At 72.4% G+C, this 16,199-nt stretch carries 14 protein-coding genes and 1 pseudogene; 4 read left to right on the top strand and 11 right to left on the bottom strand.

The window, feature by feature from the left end; translation table 11 throughout:
- Positions 1-116 precede the first annotated feature (116 nt).
- The 4 genes from HHX31_RS16835 to HHX31_RS16820 all read right to left on the bottom strand — a co-directional run bounded on the left by HHX31_RS16835 (position 117) and on the right by HHX31_RS16820 (position 3,803).
- Positions 117-1,268, bottom strand: a complete 1,152-nt coding sequence (locus HHX31_RS16835) for a zinc-dependent alcohol dehydrogenase (RefSeq protein WP_396711135.1) — start codon at positions 1,266-1,268, stop codon at positions 117-119.
- A gap of 20 nt (positions 1,269-1,288) precedes the next feature.
- On the bottom strand, positions 1,289-1,765 hold the full coding sequence (locus HHX31_RS16830; protein ID WP_169949204.1) for a hypothetical protein: 477 nt from the start codon (positions 1,763-1,765) through the stop codon (positions 1,289-1,291).
- Positions 1,766-1,875: 110 nt separating this feature from the next.
- Complete coding sequence (locus HHX31_RS16825; protein ID WP_169949203.1) at positions 1,876-2,259, bottom strand: STAS domain-containing protein; 384 nt, start codon at positions 2,257-2,259, stop codon at positions 1,876-1,878.
- A complete protein-coding gene (locus HHX31_RS16820; RefSeq protein ID WP_169949202.1) occupies positions 2,259-3,803 on the bottom strand; it encodes a PP2C family protein-serine/threonine phosphatase in 1,545 nt (514 codons plus the stop codon). Before HHX31_RS16820 ends, HHX31_RS16825 begins: the two co-directional genes overlap by 1 nt.
- A 315-nt stretch (positions 3,804-4,118) precedes the next feature.
- On the opposite strand from HHX31_RS16820, the gene HHX31_RS16815 reads away from it, so the two are divergent.
- The 3 genes from HHX31_RS16815 to HHX31_RS16805 all read left to right on the top strand — a co-directional run bounded on the left by HHX31_RS16815 (position 4,119) and on the right by HHX31_RS16805 (position 6,910).
- Entirely contained in the window at positions 4,119-4,979 is an 861-nt protein-coding gene (locus HHX31_RS16815; protein ID WP_169949201.1) for a glycerophosphodiester phosphodiesterase family protein, read from the top strand.
- Between the two features lie 78 nt (positions 4,980-5,057).
- On the top strand, positions 5,058-6,305 hold the full coding sequence (locus HHX31_RS16810) for an MFS transporter (protein WP_169949200.1): 1,248 nt from the start codon (positions 5,058-5,060) through the stop codon (positions 6,303-6,305).
- A gap of 92 nt (positions 6,306-6,397) precedes the next feature.
- Entirely contained in the window at positions 6,398-6,910 is a 513-nt protein-coding gene (locus HHX31_RS16805; RefSeq protein ID WP_169949199.1) for an SRPBCC family protein, read from the top strand.
- A 79-nt stretch (positions 6,911-6,989) separates the two neighbouring features.
- Here the strand turns inward: HHX31_RS16805 and thrS are convergent.
- Positions 6,990-8,228: pseudogene (gene thrS / locus HHX31_RS16800) on the bottom strand (threonine--tRNA ligase); the annotation flags it as partial.
- A gap of 220 nt (positions 8,229-8,448) precedes the next feature.
- Between thrS and HHX31_RS16795 the strand changes: the two are divergent.
- On the top strand, positions 8,449-9,627 hold the full coding sequence (locus HHX31_RS16795) for a methyltransferase (RefSeq protein ID WP_169949197.1): 1,179 nt from the start codon (positions 8,449-8,451) through the stop codon (positions 9,625-9,627).
- A gap of 17 nt (positions 9,628-9,644) precedes the next feature.
- Here the strand turns inward: HHX31_RS16795 and HHX31_RS16790 are convergent, their stop codons facing one another.
- From HHX31_RS16790 to HHX31_RS16765, 6 genes are read right to left on the bottom strand one after another with little or no spacing between them, the layout of a single operon-like run.
- Positions 9,645-10,508 (bottom strand): DUF72 domain-containing protein, encoded by an 864-nt coding sequence (locus HHX31_RS16790; protein ID WP_169949196.1) that lies wholly within the window; start codon positions 10,506-10,508, stop codon positions 9,645-9,647.
- 24 nt (positions 10,509-10,532) lie between these two features.
- Entirely contained in the window at positions 10,533-11,486 is a 954-nt protein-coding gene (locus HHX31_RS16785) for a DUF4380 domain-containing protein (RefSeq protein WP_169949195.1), read from the bottom strand.
- Positions 11,483-12,550, bottom strand: coding sequence for a zinc-binding dehydrogenase (locus HHX31_RS16780; RefSeq protein ID WP_211589796.1), 1,068 nt, complete (start codon positions 12,548-12,550; stop codon positions 11,483-11,485). Before HHX31_RS16780 ends, HHX31_RS16785 begins: the two co-directional genes overlap by 4 nt.
- A complete protein-coding gene (locus HHX31_RS16775) occupies positions 12,547-13,560 on the bottom strand; it encodes an ABC transporter permease (RefSeq protein ID WP_169949194.1) in 1,014 nt (337 codons plus the stop codon). The genes HHX31_RS16780 and HHX31_RS16775 overlap by 4 nt, the downstream gene beginning before the upstream one ends.
- A gap of 8 nt (positions 13,561-13,568) precedes the next feature.
- The gene (locus HHX31_RS16770) at positions 13,569-15,062 is read right to left on the bottom strand and encodes a sugar ABC transporter ATP-binding protein (protein ID WP_169949193.1); all 1,494 of its coding nucleotides are present in this window, start codon (positions 15,060-15,062) and stop codon (positions 13,569-13,571) included.
- A gap of 48 nt (positions 15,063-15,110) precedes the next feature.
- The gene (locus HHX31_RS16765) at positions 15,111-16,124 is read right to left on the bottom strand and encodes a substrate-binding domain-containing protein (protein WP_211589795.1); all 1,014 of its coding nucleotides are present in this window, start codon (positions 16,122-16,124) and stop codon (positions 15,111-15,113) included.
- Between the last annotated feature and the right edge of the window lie 75 nt (positions 16,125-16,199).

The raw sequence follows: 16,199 nt of genomic DNA, 5'->3' as shown, positions 1-16,199 counted from the left end.
CCTGGAGCTCGTCCTGATCGAGGCACTGCACCATGAGGCGGAACGGCTGGCCGCCCCAGCCGTACGCTGATCGACCGCCCGCCGCCCCGGCATGGGGCGGCGGGCGACCTCCCACGTCACGCCCAGGGACGGAAGACCGCGCGGACGCACCCGTCCTTCTTGTGCTTGAACAGGTCGTAGCCCTTAGGCCCCTCGTCCAGCGTCATCGTGTGCGTCGCGAGATAGGCGGTGCTCAGGTCGCCCTTCGCGATCCGGTCGAGGATCTTCGGGATGTAGCGCTGGCCGTGCTGCTGCGCGCCCCGCAGCGTGAGGCCCTTGTTCATCAGCGCGCCGAGCGGGAACTTGTCCACGAGCCCGGCGAAGACCCCCAGCACGAACACCGAGCCGCCCTTGCGGCAGGCGTGGATCGCCTCGCGTACCGCGATCGGGCGGTCCTGCTCCAGGCGGAGCCGCTGCTTGAGCGCGTCGTACACGCGCTCGATCCCGGTGCCGTCGGCTTCCATGCCGACGGCCTCGACGCACACGTCCGGGCCCCGGCCGCCGGTGCGCTCGCGCAACTCGGCGGTAACGTCGGTGCTCGTGTAGTCGACCACCTCGCAGCCGACGCGGCGGGCCGTCATGGCCAGGCGCTCCGGGTAGCGGTCGATCGCGATGACCCGCTCTGCGCCGAGGAGCATTGCGGCCCTGGCGGCCATCTGGCCCACGCCGCCGCACCCCCACACCGCGACCACGTCCCCCGGTTTCACGCCGCCGAGTTCGGCGCCCATCCAGCCGGTCGGGGCCGCGTCGGAGGCGAACAACGCGTCGAGGTCGGAGATGCCCTCGGGCACGGGGAACGCGTTGTAGTCGACGAAGGGCACGCGGACGTACTCGGCGTGGCTGCCCCGGAAGCCTCCCATGGCGTGCGAGTAGCCGAAGATGCCGGCGGTCGTGCCACCCCACATCAGATCCGTAACGCCGGGGTTGGGGTTGCTGTTCTCGCACAGCGACCACTCGTCGTGCGAGCAGGCCCAGCAGCGGCCGCATCCGATGACGGAGCAGACCACGACGCGCTCGCCCACGCGGCGCCGGTTCGCCTCCGGGCCGACGTCGACGATCTCACCGATGAACTCGTGCCCGATGACGTCGCCCGCCCGCATCGCGGGGATGTAGCCGCCGAGCAGGTGGAGGTCGGAACCGCAGGTGGTGCTCGCCGTCACCTTCACGATCGCGTCCTGGGAGTTGAGGATCGCGGGGTCGGGCACCTGCTCGACGGACAGCTCGTTCACGCCCTGCCAGCACAGCGCCTTCACAGTCGTCCCCCCTCCGCCGCGCGGCCCAGCGCCATGTCGAGCACCCTGCCCGTGACCGTCGGCCTGGTCGTGCCGATCTCCTCGTCCGACCGCAGCACGTCGCCGGTCTCCAGCAGGCACTTCGTCTCACGCAACGCCGTACGGACCGCCGTGCGCGCGTCGTCGCCTCGCGGCCGGGCGAGCAGGCCGCCGATGCCGGCGCGGTGCTCCCTGGGCCGTGCGTAGATCTCCGTGCCCCGGTCGCCGGGCGCCCGATTCATCCGCACCTCGGCGTCCGCCCTGGCCAGGGGATCCGGCAGGTGCCCGCCCGGGGCGACCTCGTCTGGCGACCTGTTGATCGTGATGCCCAGCCAGCGGCTCGACTCCAGGGGGTCCTTCGCCACGGCCGGCCTGCGGCCACGCGACGCAGCCCAGCGCGCCGTTCCCAGGCCCGCGGCCACGAGGACCGCCGCTCCGGCGATGAGACGTTTCATGATCTCGCCCCTCCACGGCCGACTTCCTCGGGTGCTACCCCGGCTCCACGGCTCTACCCGCCCATGGCGGTGCCCGGAGAGGACGCGGTCGCGGACGGGGGACCGCGGGGCTACTCCGGCTCGCGGGAGGGCGCGGCGGCGACGGCCTCCGCCACGGTGGGGAAGACCGGCACGTGGGAGGCCAGCCCGGTTATCCACAACGCGCGGGCCGCGCCCCGCTCGACCGCGACCAGGGCCAGCCAGCCCCCCGTGTCGACGGCGCGCTTCCAGCAGTTGACCAGAAGGCCGGTAGCCCTGGAGTCGAGGAAGTCCAGTTCGAGCAGGCTCACCACGAGGTGCGGCCCGAACTGGGCGAAGGCCTTGTCGAAGAATTCCGTGGCCACCTCGTGGGTGGTGAAGTCGAGCGTCCCCCGCATCGTCAGCACTCCGATGCTTCCGTTGCTCTCGGCGGTGAACGTGGTCTCGGCTGTCGAGATGTTGTGCAGATCAGACATCAGGACACTTCCGTGGAGTCCGGCAGGATGCGCGCGACCAGAATGCAGGTGTCGTCACCGGTGTTACTCGGGGCCAGAGCGTCCATCACCGCCGCCACCCGGTCCCGAGGCGGCACCTTGGGCACCGTCTCGGCGATCGCCGCGCTGAGGATGTCAAGGCCCTCGAACAGGTCCCGGCCCGGCCGCTCGATGAGACCGTCGGTGAACATGAGGAGCAGATCGTCAGGCTCCAGTTGGATCTCGGCACAGCTGTAGGTCACGTCTTCGAAGACGCCGAGCAGCACACCGGGGTGCAGCAACCGGTGCACCCTCGTCCCCCTGACCAGCAGCATCGGCGGATGCCCCGCGTGGGTCCACCGCAGCACGCGGTCCTTCGTGCGGTAACGGGCCACCACCGACGTCGCCAGCACGTCGGGCCGCATCCGCCGCAGCAGCCGGTTGAGCGCCACGAGGATCTGCGCCGGGTCGTGGTCGGCGAAGGCGAGCCCGGTGATCGCATGCCGCAGCTTGGCCATCGCGGACGCCGCGGCCAGGCCGTGCCCGGCGACGTCGCCCACGGCCAGCAGCGTCTCCCCGTGGTCGAGGTGGATCGCCTGGTACCAGTCGCCGCCCAGCGGCGCGGTCTCCGCGGGGAAGTAGCGCACGGCGATCTGCAGCCCAGGCACCGCGTCCTGCACGGGCAGGATGATGCTCTGCAGTCGCGCGGTGAGCTGCGACTCCTCTTCCAGCCGCTGGGTGACCTCGGCGAGCTCGCTGGCGGTCCTGCGCCAGTCGGTCACGTCCTGCACGACGCCGTGGATCTCGAGGGGCCGCCCGCTCGCGTCCCTGCTGACCTCGGCCGTCGCCCTGATGTGCCGGTATTCGTCTCCGACGCGGATGCGGACCTCGAACTCGTGCGGCCCGCCGCTGCTGGTCAGCGTCGTCAGCGCGTGCTCGACGATCGGCACGTCGTCGGGGTGGGCGATCTCGCGGTAGTACTCCAGCGCGAAGGGCCCCTCGGCCGGGTCGCGCCCGTGGATGGCGTAGAGCTGGTCGGACCACTCGGCCTCGTCGGTGACCAGGCTCCAGTGTCCCCACCCGAGGTGACCCAGGCGCTCGGTGTGGAGCAGCCGGGCCGAGAGGCGTTCCTCCTGGTCGTGGCGCACCCAGGAGACGAACAGGCCGCCCTGCAGCCGGGCGAGGCGGACGCCGTACGTGGCCAGGCTTGGGAAGCCTTCCTCGTGTCGCCGCTGGACGTGCGGATCGATCTCCTCGGGCTCCCCCGTCTCCAGGACACGGATGAAGGCGTCCCACAGAGGGGAACCGCCGACGCCCGGGTACGCATCGAGCGTGCGCAGACCGACGAGCTCCTTGCCTGCCCTCTCGTGGATGTCCCTCGCGCCGGGACTGGCCGCGAGCACCTCGAAGTCGACGACCTTGCCCGTCTCGTCGCGGACCGGCGTCAGCCAGGCGCTCTGGATGGGGACCGCGTCGAGCATGGTCTGCACCAGCCCGGCCATCACCTCGGCAGACGGCTCGCCCATGTTGGCAGACGGGCCGCTCACTGGAGTGAGCCGCAGGATGCGATCACCTCCGCTCATCGATCCGCCGGCCACCCTTCGTGCGTCCGCAAGAGCAAACCGTCAGGAGAACCGCTCTTGCCTTCTCGATGAGGTTACCCGTCACGCGTCAGGATAGGTGCCGCAGACCCTTTGGTCTCCCGGCGGTGTTCCGTCACCCTGCGATCCCTCCGTCCTGGCACGCCCCCGCGGGCTCATGAGAAGGCCCAGGGATTTTTACCGTTCCCTGTCCCGCACCGGTCTCTCCCCTGCCCCGGCGTCTGCGCAGAATGCCTGCTGGCCGGCAGACGGGAGGAAACGATGACCGGGGCATGTGCGGCCGTCGCGCTGACCCTCGCGGTGACGGTGTTCGCCGCGCCCACACCCGCGCCCACACCGGCACCCGCGCCCGCGCCCGCAGGGGAGCTGCCGCCGTGCCCGCTGATCTTCGGGCACGGCGGCTACCCCAAGAGCGCCGGGGCGAAGGCGAAGGACGCGATCCGGCAGCCCAACCTGCTGCGGGCGGTCGACGACCAGTGGTCGTGGGGAGCCGACGGGGTCGAGGCCGACGTCCAGCTCACGAAGCACGGGGCGAAGGCGGTCATGTGGCACAACAGGACGACCGAGGGGCTGACCGGCCCCAGGCAGGAGATCCGCGAGACCTGGTGGGCCGACGGGCCCGGCAACCTGCGGGACCGGCGCGTCGCCCGCGGCCCGTACGCGGGTGAGCGCGTGCCGACGCTGCCGGAGTGGCTCGACCACGTACGCACGCGGGGGCTGGTCGCGCTGCTGGAGATCAAGAAGTCCGCCGCCCCCGTCCTGGCCGACCCGGCGTACGGACCCTCGGCGTGGCGGGAGATCGTCGATCCCGTCATGGAACGGCGGGACGCCCAGCCGATCCTGGTCTACTCGCGGGACCAGTGGATCAAGGCGCAGCTCGCCGACCGGCTGCCCGCGCACCTGCGCGGCGCCGCGGCGAAGTGGACCGACGGCGTCACCTGGGACGAGCCACCGCCTTCGTGGCAGCTCAACGAGCCGCGGTGGCAGGCCGTGCTCGCCCAGGCCCCCACCAGCGTGATGACCAGCCACACCCCCGACTACCGCGCCTGGCTCGCCGGCCGATGCCGCCGCCAGTCCGCCTCACCCGCCGGTCCCCCCGCCCTCGACGCGCGCGCGGCATAAATGAGGTGACGGGCGTGACCGGCGGCGGCACGATGGAATGTCCTCATCCTCGTGTCCCGTGTCATCCGGAGCTCTCCCATGCCTGGCTTCAACCGCGATCTCGGCCTGCTCAGGGACCGGCGGTTCGCCCTGCTGCTGGTGGCCCGGACGATCTCCGTACTCGGCGCCGCCTTCGCGCCCGTGGCCCTCGCGTTCGGCGTGCTCGGCCTTCCCGGCGCGGACGGCAGGACGCTGTCGGCCGTGCTCACCGCCGAGGCCCTGCCGATGGTGCTGTTCATGCTGGTGGGCGGCGTGATCGCCGACCGGCTGCCGCGCCAGCGGGTCATGACGGCGGGGGAGTCGATCAACGCGTTGGCGTACTTCTGCCTGGCCGCGATGATGCTGACGGGATGGACGCCGCTGCCCGCGCTGGTGATCGCGGCGGCGGTGAGCGGCGTCGCGACCGCGATTCTGTTCCCCGCCCTGACCGGCATCATCCCCGACGTCGTGCCCACCGCTCGGTTGCAGACCGCCAACGCCCTGCTGGGACTGGGACAGAACATCTCCCGGGTCGCCGGCCTGGTGCTGAGCGGCGCCGCCGTCGTCCTGCTGGGCGGAGGCTGGGCGCTGGCCGTCAGCGGGGTGATGTTCGCCACGGCCGGCGTGCTGATCGCGCTGCTGCGCCTCACCCCCGCGGAGCGGGCCCCCGGCGGCGGCCACTCCGTGCTGGCCGACCTGCGGGCCGGCTGGCGCGAGTTCGCCTCCCGGCAGTGGCTCTGGGTGGTGGTCGCCCAGTTCTCGATCCTGGTGATGGCGTTGCAGGCCGCCCACGGCGTGCTCGGGCCGCTTGTCGCCAAGGAGTCGCTGGGCGGAGCGCCCGCCTGGTCGGCCGTCCTGGCGGGCGAGGCCGTCGGAATGCTCGTGGGCGTGGTCGTCACGCTTCGGCTGCGGCCACGGCGGCCGATCCTGCTCGGCACGCTCGTCACCCTGCCGACGGCCCTGCCGTACCTGCTGCTCGGCATGAGCGCGCCGCTCTGGACGGTCGTCGGCGGCGCGTTCGTGATGGGGGTGTGCTTCGACATCTTCGGGGTGCTGTGGCAGACCACCATGCAGCGCGAAATCCCGCCGGAGTCGCTGTCGCGGGTCAGCTCCTACGACGCGCTCGGGTCCCTGATGTTCGGGCCGATCGGCCTGCTGCTGGCCGGGCCCGCCGCCATCGCGTTCGGGCCGCGGCCCGCGCTGGCCGTATGCGGTGCGATCATCGTCCTGGTCACGCTGGTCGCGCTGCTCTCCCCCGGCGTACGCGGGCTGCGGGCCGCCGAAGAGGAGCCCGCGACCGTGTCCTGAGACTCCACGCGTTCCGCCCGAAAGCGGTCTGTTCACCGGCACGCTCTTGGTCCATGGTGAGAGATGACGGATCATCGCGCAGGGAGGTCGGCATGGAGGACTACGGCGTGACCGGCGTTCGGGTGGACATCGACGTGGTCGTCGACATGCCGCCGGAACGGCTGTGGGACCTCATCACCGCCGTGCACCGGGTGAGCGAGTGGAGCCCCGAGTGCGAGCACACCGCCCTGCTCGACGACGGCGAGGGACCGGTCACCACCGGGACCCGCTTCGAGGGACGCAACCGCCGCGAGGAGCGGGTGTGGACGGTCAACTGCGTCGTGACCGAGGTCGAGCGCCCGCGCTCGTTCGCCTGGATCGTGCTCGACGCGGCCGGCGACCCCGAGCGCCCCTCGTCGTTCTGGCGCTACGACCTCGAACCGGGCGACCTCCCCGGCCGGACCCGGGTGCGGCACAGCTTCGTGCACGGCCCGGGCGACAGCGGCCTGCGCGAGAGGATCCGCACCCACCCGGAGCTGGCGCAGCTCATCCTCGACGTACGCACGGGCGAACTGCGCAAGCACATGATCGAGACGCTCAACGCGATGACGGCCGCGTACGTCTGACCAGGACGCCCCGGGGCGGCCGGCTCGCCACCCCGGGGCTCGGCGGGATCACCGTCCCATCGAGTAACGCCGCTTGTGGTCAGGCCGGCTGGACGGCCGGTTCCCACAGCTCGGCGGCGCGCGCATCGGCGAGAGCGCCGATGCGGGCCAGCGCCTCGGCGGCGGGCATCGGCTCCAGCGCGCGCCCGTCGCGCAGGCGCAGCGCGACCTGGTCGCTCCCGGCCTCCCTCGCGCCGATCACCGCCTGGTACGGCACCAGGCGGGCGGACCGGACACGGGCGCCCAGGCTGCCGTGCTCGGGGCCGGAGACCTCCGCCCGCAGGCCCAGCTCGGCGCAGCGCCGTACGAGCGCCTCGGCCGGGGCCGCCTCGGCCTCGGTCACGGGCAGCACCACGACCTGGGTGGGGGCGAGCCAGGCCGGGAAGGCGCCGCCGTACACCTCGATGAGGTGCGCGACCGCGCGTTCCACGCTGCCGATGATGCTGCGGTGGACCATGACCGGACGGTGCCTGCCGCCGTCCGGTCCGATGTAGTGCAGGTCGAACCGCTCGGGCTGGTGGAAGTCGACCTGCACGGTGGACAGAGTGGCCTCGCGCCCGGCGCCGTCGGCGATCTGCACGTCGATCTTCGGGCCGTAGAACGCCGCCTCGCCCTCCACGGCCTCGTACGCCAGCCCGGAGCGGTCGAGGACGCCGGTCAGCATGGCGGTCGCCCGCCGCCACATCTCCGGGGCGGCGACGTACTTCCCCCCGGCCCCCGGCAGCGACAGCCGGTAGCGGACCGGGCGGATGCCGAGCACGGCGTACGCCCGCCGGATCATCTCCAGAGCCCCGGACGCCTCGGCGGCGACCTGGTCGAGGGTGCAGAAGATGTGCGCGTCGTTGAGCTGGATCGCCCGCACGCGGGTGAGCCCGCCGAGCACGCCCGACAGCTCGGAGCGGTACATGCCGCCCAGCTCGGCGACGCGCAGCGGCAGCTCGCGGTAGCTGTGCGAGCGGGAGCGGTAGATCAGCGCGTGGTGGGGGCACAGGCTCGGCCGCAGCACGACCTGCTCTCCCCCGAGGTCCATGGGCGGGAACATGTCGTCGCTGTAGTGCGACCAGTGCCCGGAGATCTCGTACAGCTCCCGTTTGCCGAGCACGGGGGAGTACACGTGCCGGTAGCCCGCGCGCCGTTCGGCGTCGCGGATGTACTCCTCCAGGGTGTGCCGGATCACGGCGCCGTCGGGCAGCCAGTAGGGCAGCCCCGCACCGATCAGCGGGTCGGTGTCGAACAGGCCGAGCTCGCGGCCCAGCTTGCGGTGGTCGTGCATCGTGGTCTCCTCGCGTTGGTCGGCGGCGAGGCGAGTGACCGGACGACGAAGCCCCGGGGCGCTCGCCCCGGGGCTTCGGTGAGAGTACGTGTCAGCGCGCCGGGACGGTTTCCGGCGTCGTCGTCAGGCTGGCGCGCATCATGCCGCGAACGCTAGCACAGCCGTAGATCATCTCCGAGCCGGTTGTTTCGGCTGTCAGTGGAGCGGGGCACTAGCCTGAGCGGCGATGGACCGTATGACGACGGCGCGGGGCGACTTCGACCTCGCCCGCTTCCCCGAGGATCCCCGCGACCCGCTCCGCGCGTGGGACGCGGCCGACGAATACCTGCTGCGCCACCTCGACGAGCGCGAGGGCGGGCCGGTGGACCTGTCGGGGACCGTGGTCGTGCTGGGCGACCGGTGGGGCGCATTGTCAACCGCACTGGCCACCGCACTCGCCGCCCAGCGCCCCGTCCTCAGTCCCGTGCAGATCAGCGACTCCTTCCTCGGGCAGCAGGCCACCCGCGCCAACCTGGAGCGCAACGGCCTCGACGCGGACGCCGTACGGCTGCGCACGACGAGGGACGCGCCGCCGGACCGGATCGACGTGCTGCTGGTGCGGGTGCCCAAGAGCCTGGCCCTCCTGGAGGACCAGTTGCACCGCCTGGCCCCCCACGTGCACGAGAGCACGGTGGTCGTCGGCGCGGGGATGGTCACCGAGATCCACACCTCGACGCTGAAGCTGTTCGAGCGCGTCCTCGGGCCGACCAGGACCTCGCTGGCGGTGCGGAAGGCGCGGCTGATCTTCTGCTCGCCCGACCCCGGCCTGCCTCGGAGCCCGAGCCCGTGGCCGCGGAGCTACACGTTGCCCGCCGGCGCCGGGGTGGTCTCCGGCCTGACCGTCGTCGGCCACGCCGGCGTCTTCTCCGCCGAGCGTCTCGACGCCGGCACCCGGCTCCTGCTGAGCGGCCTGCCCGCGCGCAAGGGACCCGAGCACGTGGTCGACCTCGGCTGCGGCAACGGCGTGCTCGGGCTCGCCGCGGCGCTGTCCGGCGACGAGGCCGAGGTGACCTTCATCGACGAGTCCCATCAGGCGCTGGCCTCGGCGGAGGCGACGTTCCTGGCGAACGCCCCGGCGGGCGCCACCGCCCGGTTCGTGGCGGCCGACGGCCTTTCCGGCTTCCCGCCGGGCACGGCCGACCTGGTCTTGAACAACCCGCCGTTCCACACCCATCGGGGCAGGACCGACGCGACCGCCTGGCGGATGTTCAACGGCGCGCGTGCCGCGCTGCGGCGGGGCGGCGAACTGTGGGTGGTCGGCAACCGCCACCTCGGCTACCACGTGAAGCTGCGCAGGCTCTTCGGCAACTGCGAGGTCGTCGCGAGCGACCCCAAGTTCGTCGTGCTGCGCGCCGTCAAACGCTGACCTGTTTCCGAACCGGCTCAGAACAGGGTCAGCGGCTCGTCCGGCGCCTCCGCGGACACGGGCTCCGGCAGCGGTTCGACCCCCGGCACCTCGGCGCGTACGTCGTCGTGGAACCGGCGGGCGAGCGTCAGCGCGTCGGCGTTGTCCGGGGTGTGGACGAAAATCGTGGGCGAGCGGCCCTCGCGCAGCCACCCGGCGGCCGCCTCCACCCAGTGCCGCCAGCCCTCGGCCGTACGCTCCGGGTCGTCGCGGCCGATGTAGCGGACGATCGGGCGGTCGGTGAGCGCGGCGGTCCGCAGCGGCAGGCGCGGCTTCTTCGACCAGGCGTCCCGTTCGGCGTCACTGGTCGGCGGGCTGCGGAACAGGACGGTCGTGTCGAAAGGAACCCATTCCGCGCCTGCTCCGGACAGCACCCGCTCCAGGAGCCGTACGGCCCGGGGGTCCTCGAAGAAGGCGCGGTGCCGGACCTCCACGGCGTAGCGGTGGTCGCGGGGAAGGCGGCCAAGGAAGGCCGCCAGCGCGCCGGTGTCCGCCGGGCCGAACGAGCCGGGAAGCTGGATCCACAGCGCATGGGCGCGCGGGCCCAGCGGTTCGATCGCGTCGAGGAACGCGCGCAGGTCCTCGTCCGCGCCGGTGAGACGGCGCTCGTGGGTGATCGGCCTGGGCAGCTTGACCACGAGGCGGAAGCCGGGATCGGTCTGCTCCGCCCAGGACTCGACCGTGGCCCGCGAGGGCGTCGCGTAGAACGTCGTGTTGCCCTCGACCGCGTTGCACCAGGTCGCGTAGGCCCGCAGCCGCTCCCCCTGAGGAAGCGGATGCGGCAGGAGACGTCCCCGCCACGGCGCGTGCGTCCACATCGCGCATCCCACATGAAGCCGCATGGCCCCGACGCTATCCGGTGCGGGTCACTCCCCGGCGCCGGGCGGCGGCACGTCCGTCACCGACCAGGTCACGCGGTGGCGCAGCACCTCGCCCGGCGCGAGCAGGGTCAGGGGCGACATGGTCTCGGCCTCGACCAATCGGGCCGTGGGGCGCAGGCCCTCCAGCCCAGCCAGTTCCTCCTCCTTGGGGTACTGCATCCAGATCGCGATCTCGGAGCCCTCGTCCGGGTACGGCGCGCCAGGCCGCACGTCGAACCGCTGCGTCAGCGTCGCCCCGCCGGGGACCACCACAGCCAGCCATCCGGCCGTGCCGCCGACGCCGATCTTGCCGACCACGTCGCGCACCGGCACTCGGCCCACGGAAGGGGTGACCCGTTCCAGGACCGGCGCGCCGTCGGGCGCGAACAACGTCACCGGCGCCCGGTGCCGGTCGGTCAGCCCGACCCACACCCCGCACCGGTCGTCCTCGTGCCCGTGGAACGACTCCGTCTCGAACTGGGTCACCGTCCAGGCCGCCCACCGCACGGGGTGGCCGGTGACGTTCTCCAGTTCGCTGTCCACCACCAGGACGGGCTCGCCGGCCGTCATCGTGACCGTGCGGGTGACGGCCAGCCCGGTTCGCGGGTCGTCGCCGCTGCGCATCCGCACCCGCAGGCCGTCCCGCTCCAGCACGGTGTAGGCGCCGGCGTCGAGCACCGGGTCGGGCGGCCCCGCCCACTCCTCGCCCGACGACCATCCCTGCGGAGCCGGCCAGGTCTTGTCGCCGCCCCAGTTGGCCCAGCTCGCGAAGCCGGTGGGGGCGGGCAGCCGGCGCGCGGCGGGGGTGAGCGCGAGCGACGCGTCGAGCAGGTCCGGATTGCGCCACAGCCATTCGCGGCCCGCGGCGCGCAGCGAGATGATCCGCCCGCCGCGCCCCGGCAGCACGACCGCCTCCCCCCAGGGCGCGGCGAGCCGGACCAGCGGCTCCGAACTCGTCATCGGTTCGGCGAGGGGACCAGGCAGACCTTGCCGGTCTGCCCGGAGTCGGCCAGGCGGTACGCCTCGTCGGCCTTCTCCAGCGGCAGCAGATCGGTCACCAGCCGCTCGGGGCTCGCGCCCCACCGCACCAGGCGGAAGGCCAGTTCCTCCATCGACTGCAGCGAGGTGACCCAGGAGGCGTACAGGGTGAGCTGGCGGTGCAGCAGCAGATCGGAGACCTCGGTCTCCAGCCTGCCGCCCTCACCCACCAGGGAGACCCTGCCCCACTCCGCCGCGCCCCTGATCGCCACGCTCCGGCCCGCCGCCGAGCCCGAGCAGTCCATCGTCACCGAGCAGCCGCGGCCCTCGGTCGCCTCGTCCACCGCCTCCGCCACCCCGTCGTCGGCGATCAGGACCTCGTCGAACAGGCCGAGGGACCTGGCGTGCGCGGCGCGCTCGGGCGAGCGCTCCACGCCGAGCACCCGGGTCGCGCCGAGACCGCGCGCGATCATGCCGGCGGCCAGCCCGACGGGCCCGAGGCCGACCACCAGCAGGTCGTCACGCCCGCCAACCCCGGTGCGCAGCAGTCCCTCGTACGCCGTGCCGAACCCGCACGCGATCAGGGCGCCGTCCACATAGGACAGCTCGTCCGGCAGGGGCACGGCCGTGCTCTCCTCTACCAGGATGTACTCGGCGTGCCCGCCGTCGCGCTGCCAGCCGTACGCCGACCTGCGGTCGGGGTCGGAGCAACTGATCATGTGACCGCGCCGGCAGTTGGCGCAGCGCCCGCAGCCGGAGATGTGGTAGACGATCACGCGGTCGCCCACCCCGAAACGGCGGCAGCCGGGACCGGTCTCCACGACCTGGCCGCTCGGCTCGTGCCCGGCGACGACCCCCTTGTAGGCCGCGCCCTCCTGGCCGACATGGCTCTTGTGCCCGCGGTAGATGTAGGACAGGTCGCTGCCGCAGATGCCGGACGCGCCCACCCGTACGAGCAGCTGACCGGGACCGGGCGTGGGCACCTCGACGTCGCGGAGGACGGCGGTGCGGTCGCCGGGCAGGAAGACGCCTTGCATGGTGGTCATGAGCTGCGGGCTCCGTTCCGGTTGGAGAGCAACACGTTGATCAGCACGGCGCCGACGATGATGACGCCGCGGACCACGTCCTGGAAGAAGGCGTTGACCCCGAGCAGCACAAGGCCGTTGCCGATGACGGTGATGAAGGCGACCCCCAGCAGGGTGCCGAGCAGCGATCCCTTGCCGCCGGCGAGGGACGTGCCGCCGATCACGACCGCGGCGATCACGTCGAACTCCAGGCCGACCGACGCGCCGCCGTTGCCGGAGCCGAGGCGCGCGGCCAGCAGCAGGCCGCTGACCGCCGCGAGCAGGCCGGTCGTCGCGAACAGGATCACCCGGATCCTGGAGACGCCGATCCCCGCGAGGCGGGCGGCCTCGGCGTTCCCGCCGACCGCGAAGACCGAACGGCCGTACGCCGTGCGGTTGGCGACGAACAGGAACACGGCGAACAGGACCGCCATGACGATGGCCGGGGTCGGGATGCCGAGGATGCTCCCGGCGAGGAGGTCGAGGAACCCGTTGGCCTCCAGCGGGACCGGCAGGCCGTCCGTCATGTACTGCGCGAGCCCGCGCAGGGCGCTCCACAGGCCCAGCGTGGCCACGAACGACGGGATGCCCCATCGGGCGCGCAGGAAGCCCGCCCCCGCCCCGAGCAGCAGGCCCACCACGAGGCAGAGCAGCACGGAGAGGGCGAACGGGACGTGCCACTCCCCGGTGGCCTTGGCCAGCAGCACCGAGGAGAACGCCACGGCAGGGCCGATGCTGATGTCGATCTCACCGGCCACGATGACGAGGGTCATCGCCCACGCGACGACGCCGATCGTCGCCGCGTCGCGCAGGATGGCGAGCTGGTTCGTCACGGACAGGAACCCCGGCGCCGTCGCGGAGAGCACCACGAACAGCACCACGATGGCCCCGACGAGCCCGATCTCGTTCAGCCGTTGCGTGTCGCGTCCTGGCCGCCCGCGCCGGGTGTCCGCCGTGGCCGCGGGCGTTCCCGTCGGCGTGGTCGTGCTCATGTTCTCCCTCAATCCTCGGCAATCGCCAGGGCCATGACCCTGGTGAGCTCGATCTCGTCGCCGCTCAGCTCCGCCACGGCACGCCCGCCGCGCAGCACGACGATCCGGTCGCAGACGTCGGCCAGCTCCTCCATCTCGCTGGACACGAAGACCACGGCGCGCCCGTCGTCGGCCAGCCGGCGCATCTGGCCGTAGATCTGGCGTTTGGCCTCCACGTCGACGCCGCGGGTGGGCTCGTCGAGCAGCAGCACCTCGCTCCCCGCGTGCAGCCACCGGGCGATCACGGCCTTCTGCTGGTTGCCGCCGCTGAGCGTGCCGATCGGCGTCCCCGGGCGGGCCGTCTTGATGGCCAGGCGGTCGATGAGCGCCCGTGCGGCCTGCCGTATCGCCCCGCGGTCCAGCACGCCGGACCTGCTCACCCTGCCCAGGTCGCTGATGACGATGTTCTCGTCGACGCCCATCAGCGGCACGATCCCCTCGCGCCGCCGGTTCTCCGGCGTCATGCCGAGGCCGGCGCGGAGCATCGCCGCGAACGCGCCCGGCCGTACGGCCTCGCCGCGCAGGCGGATCTCGCCGGCGGCCGGGCGGTCGAGCCCCACCAGGGCGCGGAGCGTCTCGGTGCGGCCGGAGCCGAGCACCCCGGCGATGCCGAGGATCTCACCGGGGCGCACGTCGATGTCGAGGCCGTCCAGCCGGTCGCTGACCAGGCCGCGGGCCGACAGCACCGGCGGCTCGGCGCTCGGGCGCCTGGTCCTCGCCGCCACGGCCTCGGGCGCCGCGCCGAGCATCATCGCGACGATCTCGTGGGTGGAGGCCGCGCGGACCGGCAGCGTCTCCACGATCCTGCCGTCGCGGACGACCGTGGCGGTGTCGGCCACCTGCCGGATCTCGTCCATCCGGTGGCTGACGTAGATGACGGCCACCCCCTGCTCCGCGACGGTCCGTACGACGTCGATGACCTGCCGCACCTCGGCGGCGGCCAGGGAGCTGGTCGGCTCGTCGAGGATGAGGAGGGTGGGCCGCTGCGCGACGGCGCGGGCGATCTCCACGAGCTGCTGCCCGGCGGCGCCCAGCGAGCCGACGGTGCGGTCGACCTCGATGTCCACACCGATGCGCGCCATCGCCTCCTTGGCGTCGGCGCGCATCCTGCGCCGGTCGAGCCCGGCCCGGGAGCGCGGCCATGCCCCGAGGAACAGGTTCTCCGCCACCGTCATCTCCGGCACCAGGCTCAGCTCCTGGTAGACGGTCGCCACCCCGAGGGCGGCGACGTCCCGCGTGCCGAGGCCCGCCAGCGACTTCCCGCGTACGAGCGCCTCACCGGAGTCGAGGTGCTCGGCGCCGGACAGCACCTTGATCAGAGTGGACTTGCCCGCGCCGTTCTTGCCCAGCAGCGCGCGGACCTCGCCGCGCCGCACCGCGAAGTCGACGTCGCTGAGAGCGGTGACGCCGGGGTAGCGCTTGGTGCCCGCACGCACCTCCGCGACGACGTCGGTGTTCGACATGGGAGCCTTCCTGGGAGCCTTCGGTGGGGACGAGTGACCTGAAGCGGTTTACGGGATCCCGTCGCTGTGCTCGGTCAGCCACTTCTCGTTCGTCGCCTTGTCGTCGGCGGTGTAGAGGATCGGGTCCACCGGGATGACGAACGAGTCATTCTTGGCGCCGCCCGACGCCTTGCGGGCGGCCTCGTACGCCAGCTTGCCCACGGTCTGCGCCGGGACGTCGATCTCCGCCTTGAGGATGCTGCCGTCCACCAGCGCCTTGGCGATGTCGACGGTCATGTCGCTGCCGAAGACGACGGTCTTGCCCACGCGGGAGCGCGTGGTGACGGCCTTGACGCCGGCCAGGGTGCCGCCGCCCGCCACGGCGTAGAACGCGTCGAGCTCCGGGTTGGCGGTGATGATGTTCTCGGCGACCGGGGTGGCTTTGTCGACGACCGCGCCCTCCTGGTCCGCGACGTACTGGGCGCCCGGCACCGACTCGGCCAGGCCTTCCTTGAAGCCGCGCTTGCGCTCCTTGCAGACCTCGACGAAGTCGCAGTTCAGGATCGCGATCTTCGGCTGGTCGATCTTCTGGGAGGTGAAGTACTTCCCGGCCTGCTCACCCAGCTTCTTGCCGAAGACGTACGGGTCCGACAGGACGTAGCCCCAGACGTACTTCTTGGCGTCTGCATCGTTGATGCAGGTGTTGTAGCAGACGACAGGGATGCCGGCCTTGCTCGCCGCCGCGATCGCGGGGGTGGACGCCGTGGCTGAGACGGCCGAGGTGATGATCGCGTCCACGCCGGAGGCGACCAGGGTGGACATGTACGAGGACTCCTTGGCCGCGTCGCCCTGCGCGTTGTTGCCCAGCAGCTTGAGCTGCGAGTCCTGCGCTGCGGCGGTCTCGATGCCCTTCTTCACGCCGGCGTAGAAGCCCTGCGAGTCCAGGTAGATCACCCCGACGCGCAACTGCTCCTTCGCGCCCGATGCGCCGCCTGACCCGGCGGACTGGCCGCAGGCGGCGAGCACGGCGCCGACGGCCAGCAGGGCGATGCACCGCATCACCGTGAGTCGAACTGATGCCACGAATGGCCTCCCATGAGTCTGTCTTCGGTTGGCGACGCCACCGGGTAGGGCGCGCTGCGCCACGTTCCAGATGAT

Source organism: Microbispora sp. H11081 (genome assembly GCF_012999535.1).
Lineage (GTDB): Bacteria > Actinomycetota > Actinomycetes > Streptosporangiales > Streptosporangiaceae > Microbispora.
The sequence above is the reverse complement of the archived record's forward strand: the minus strand, read 5'-3'. Positions and strand labels throughout refer to the sequence as shown.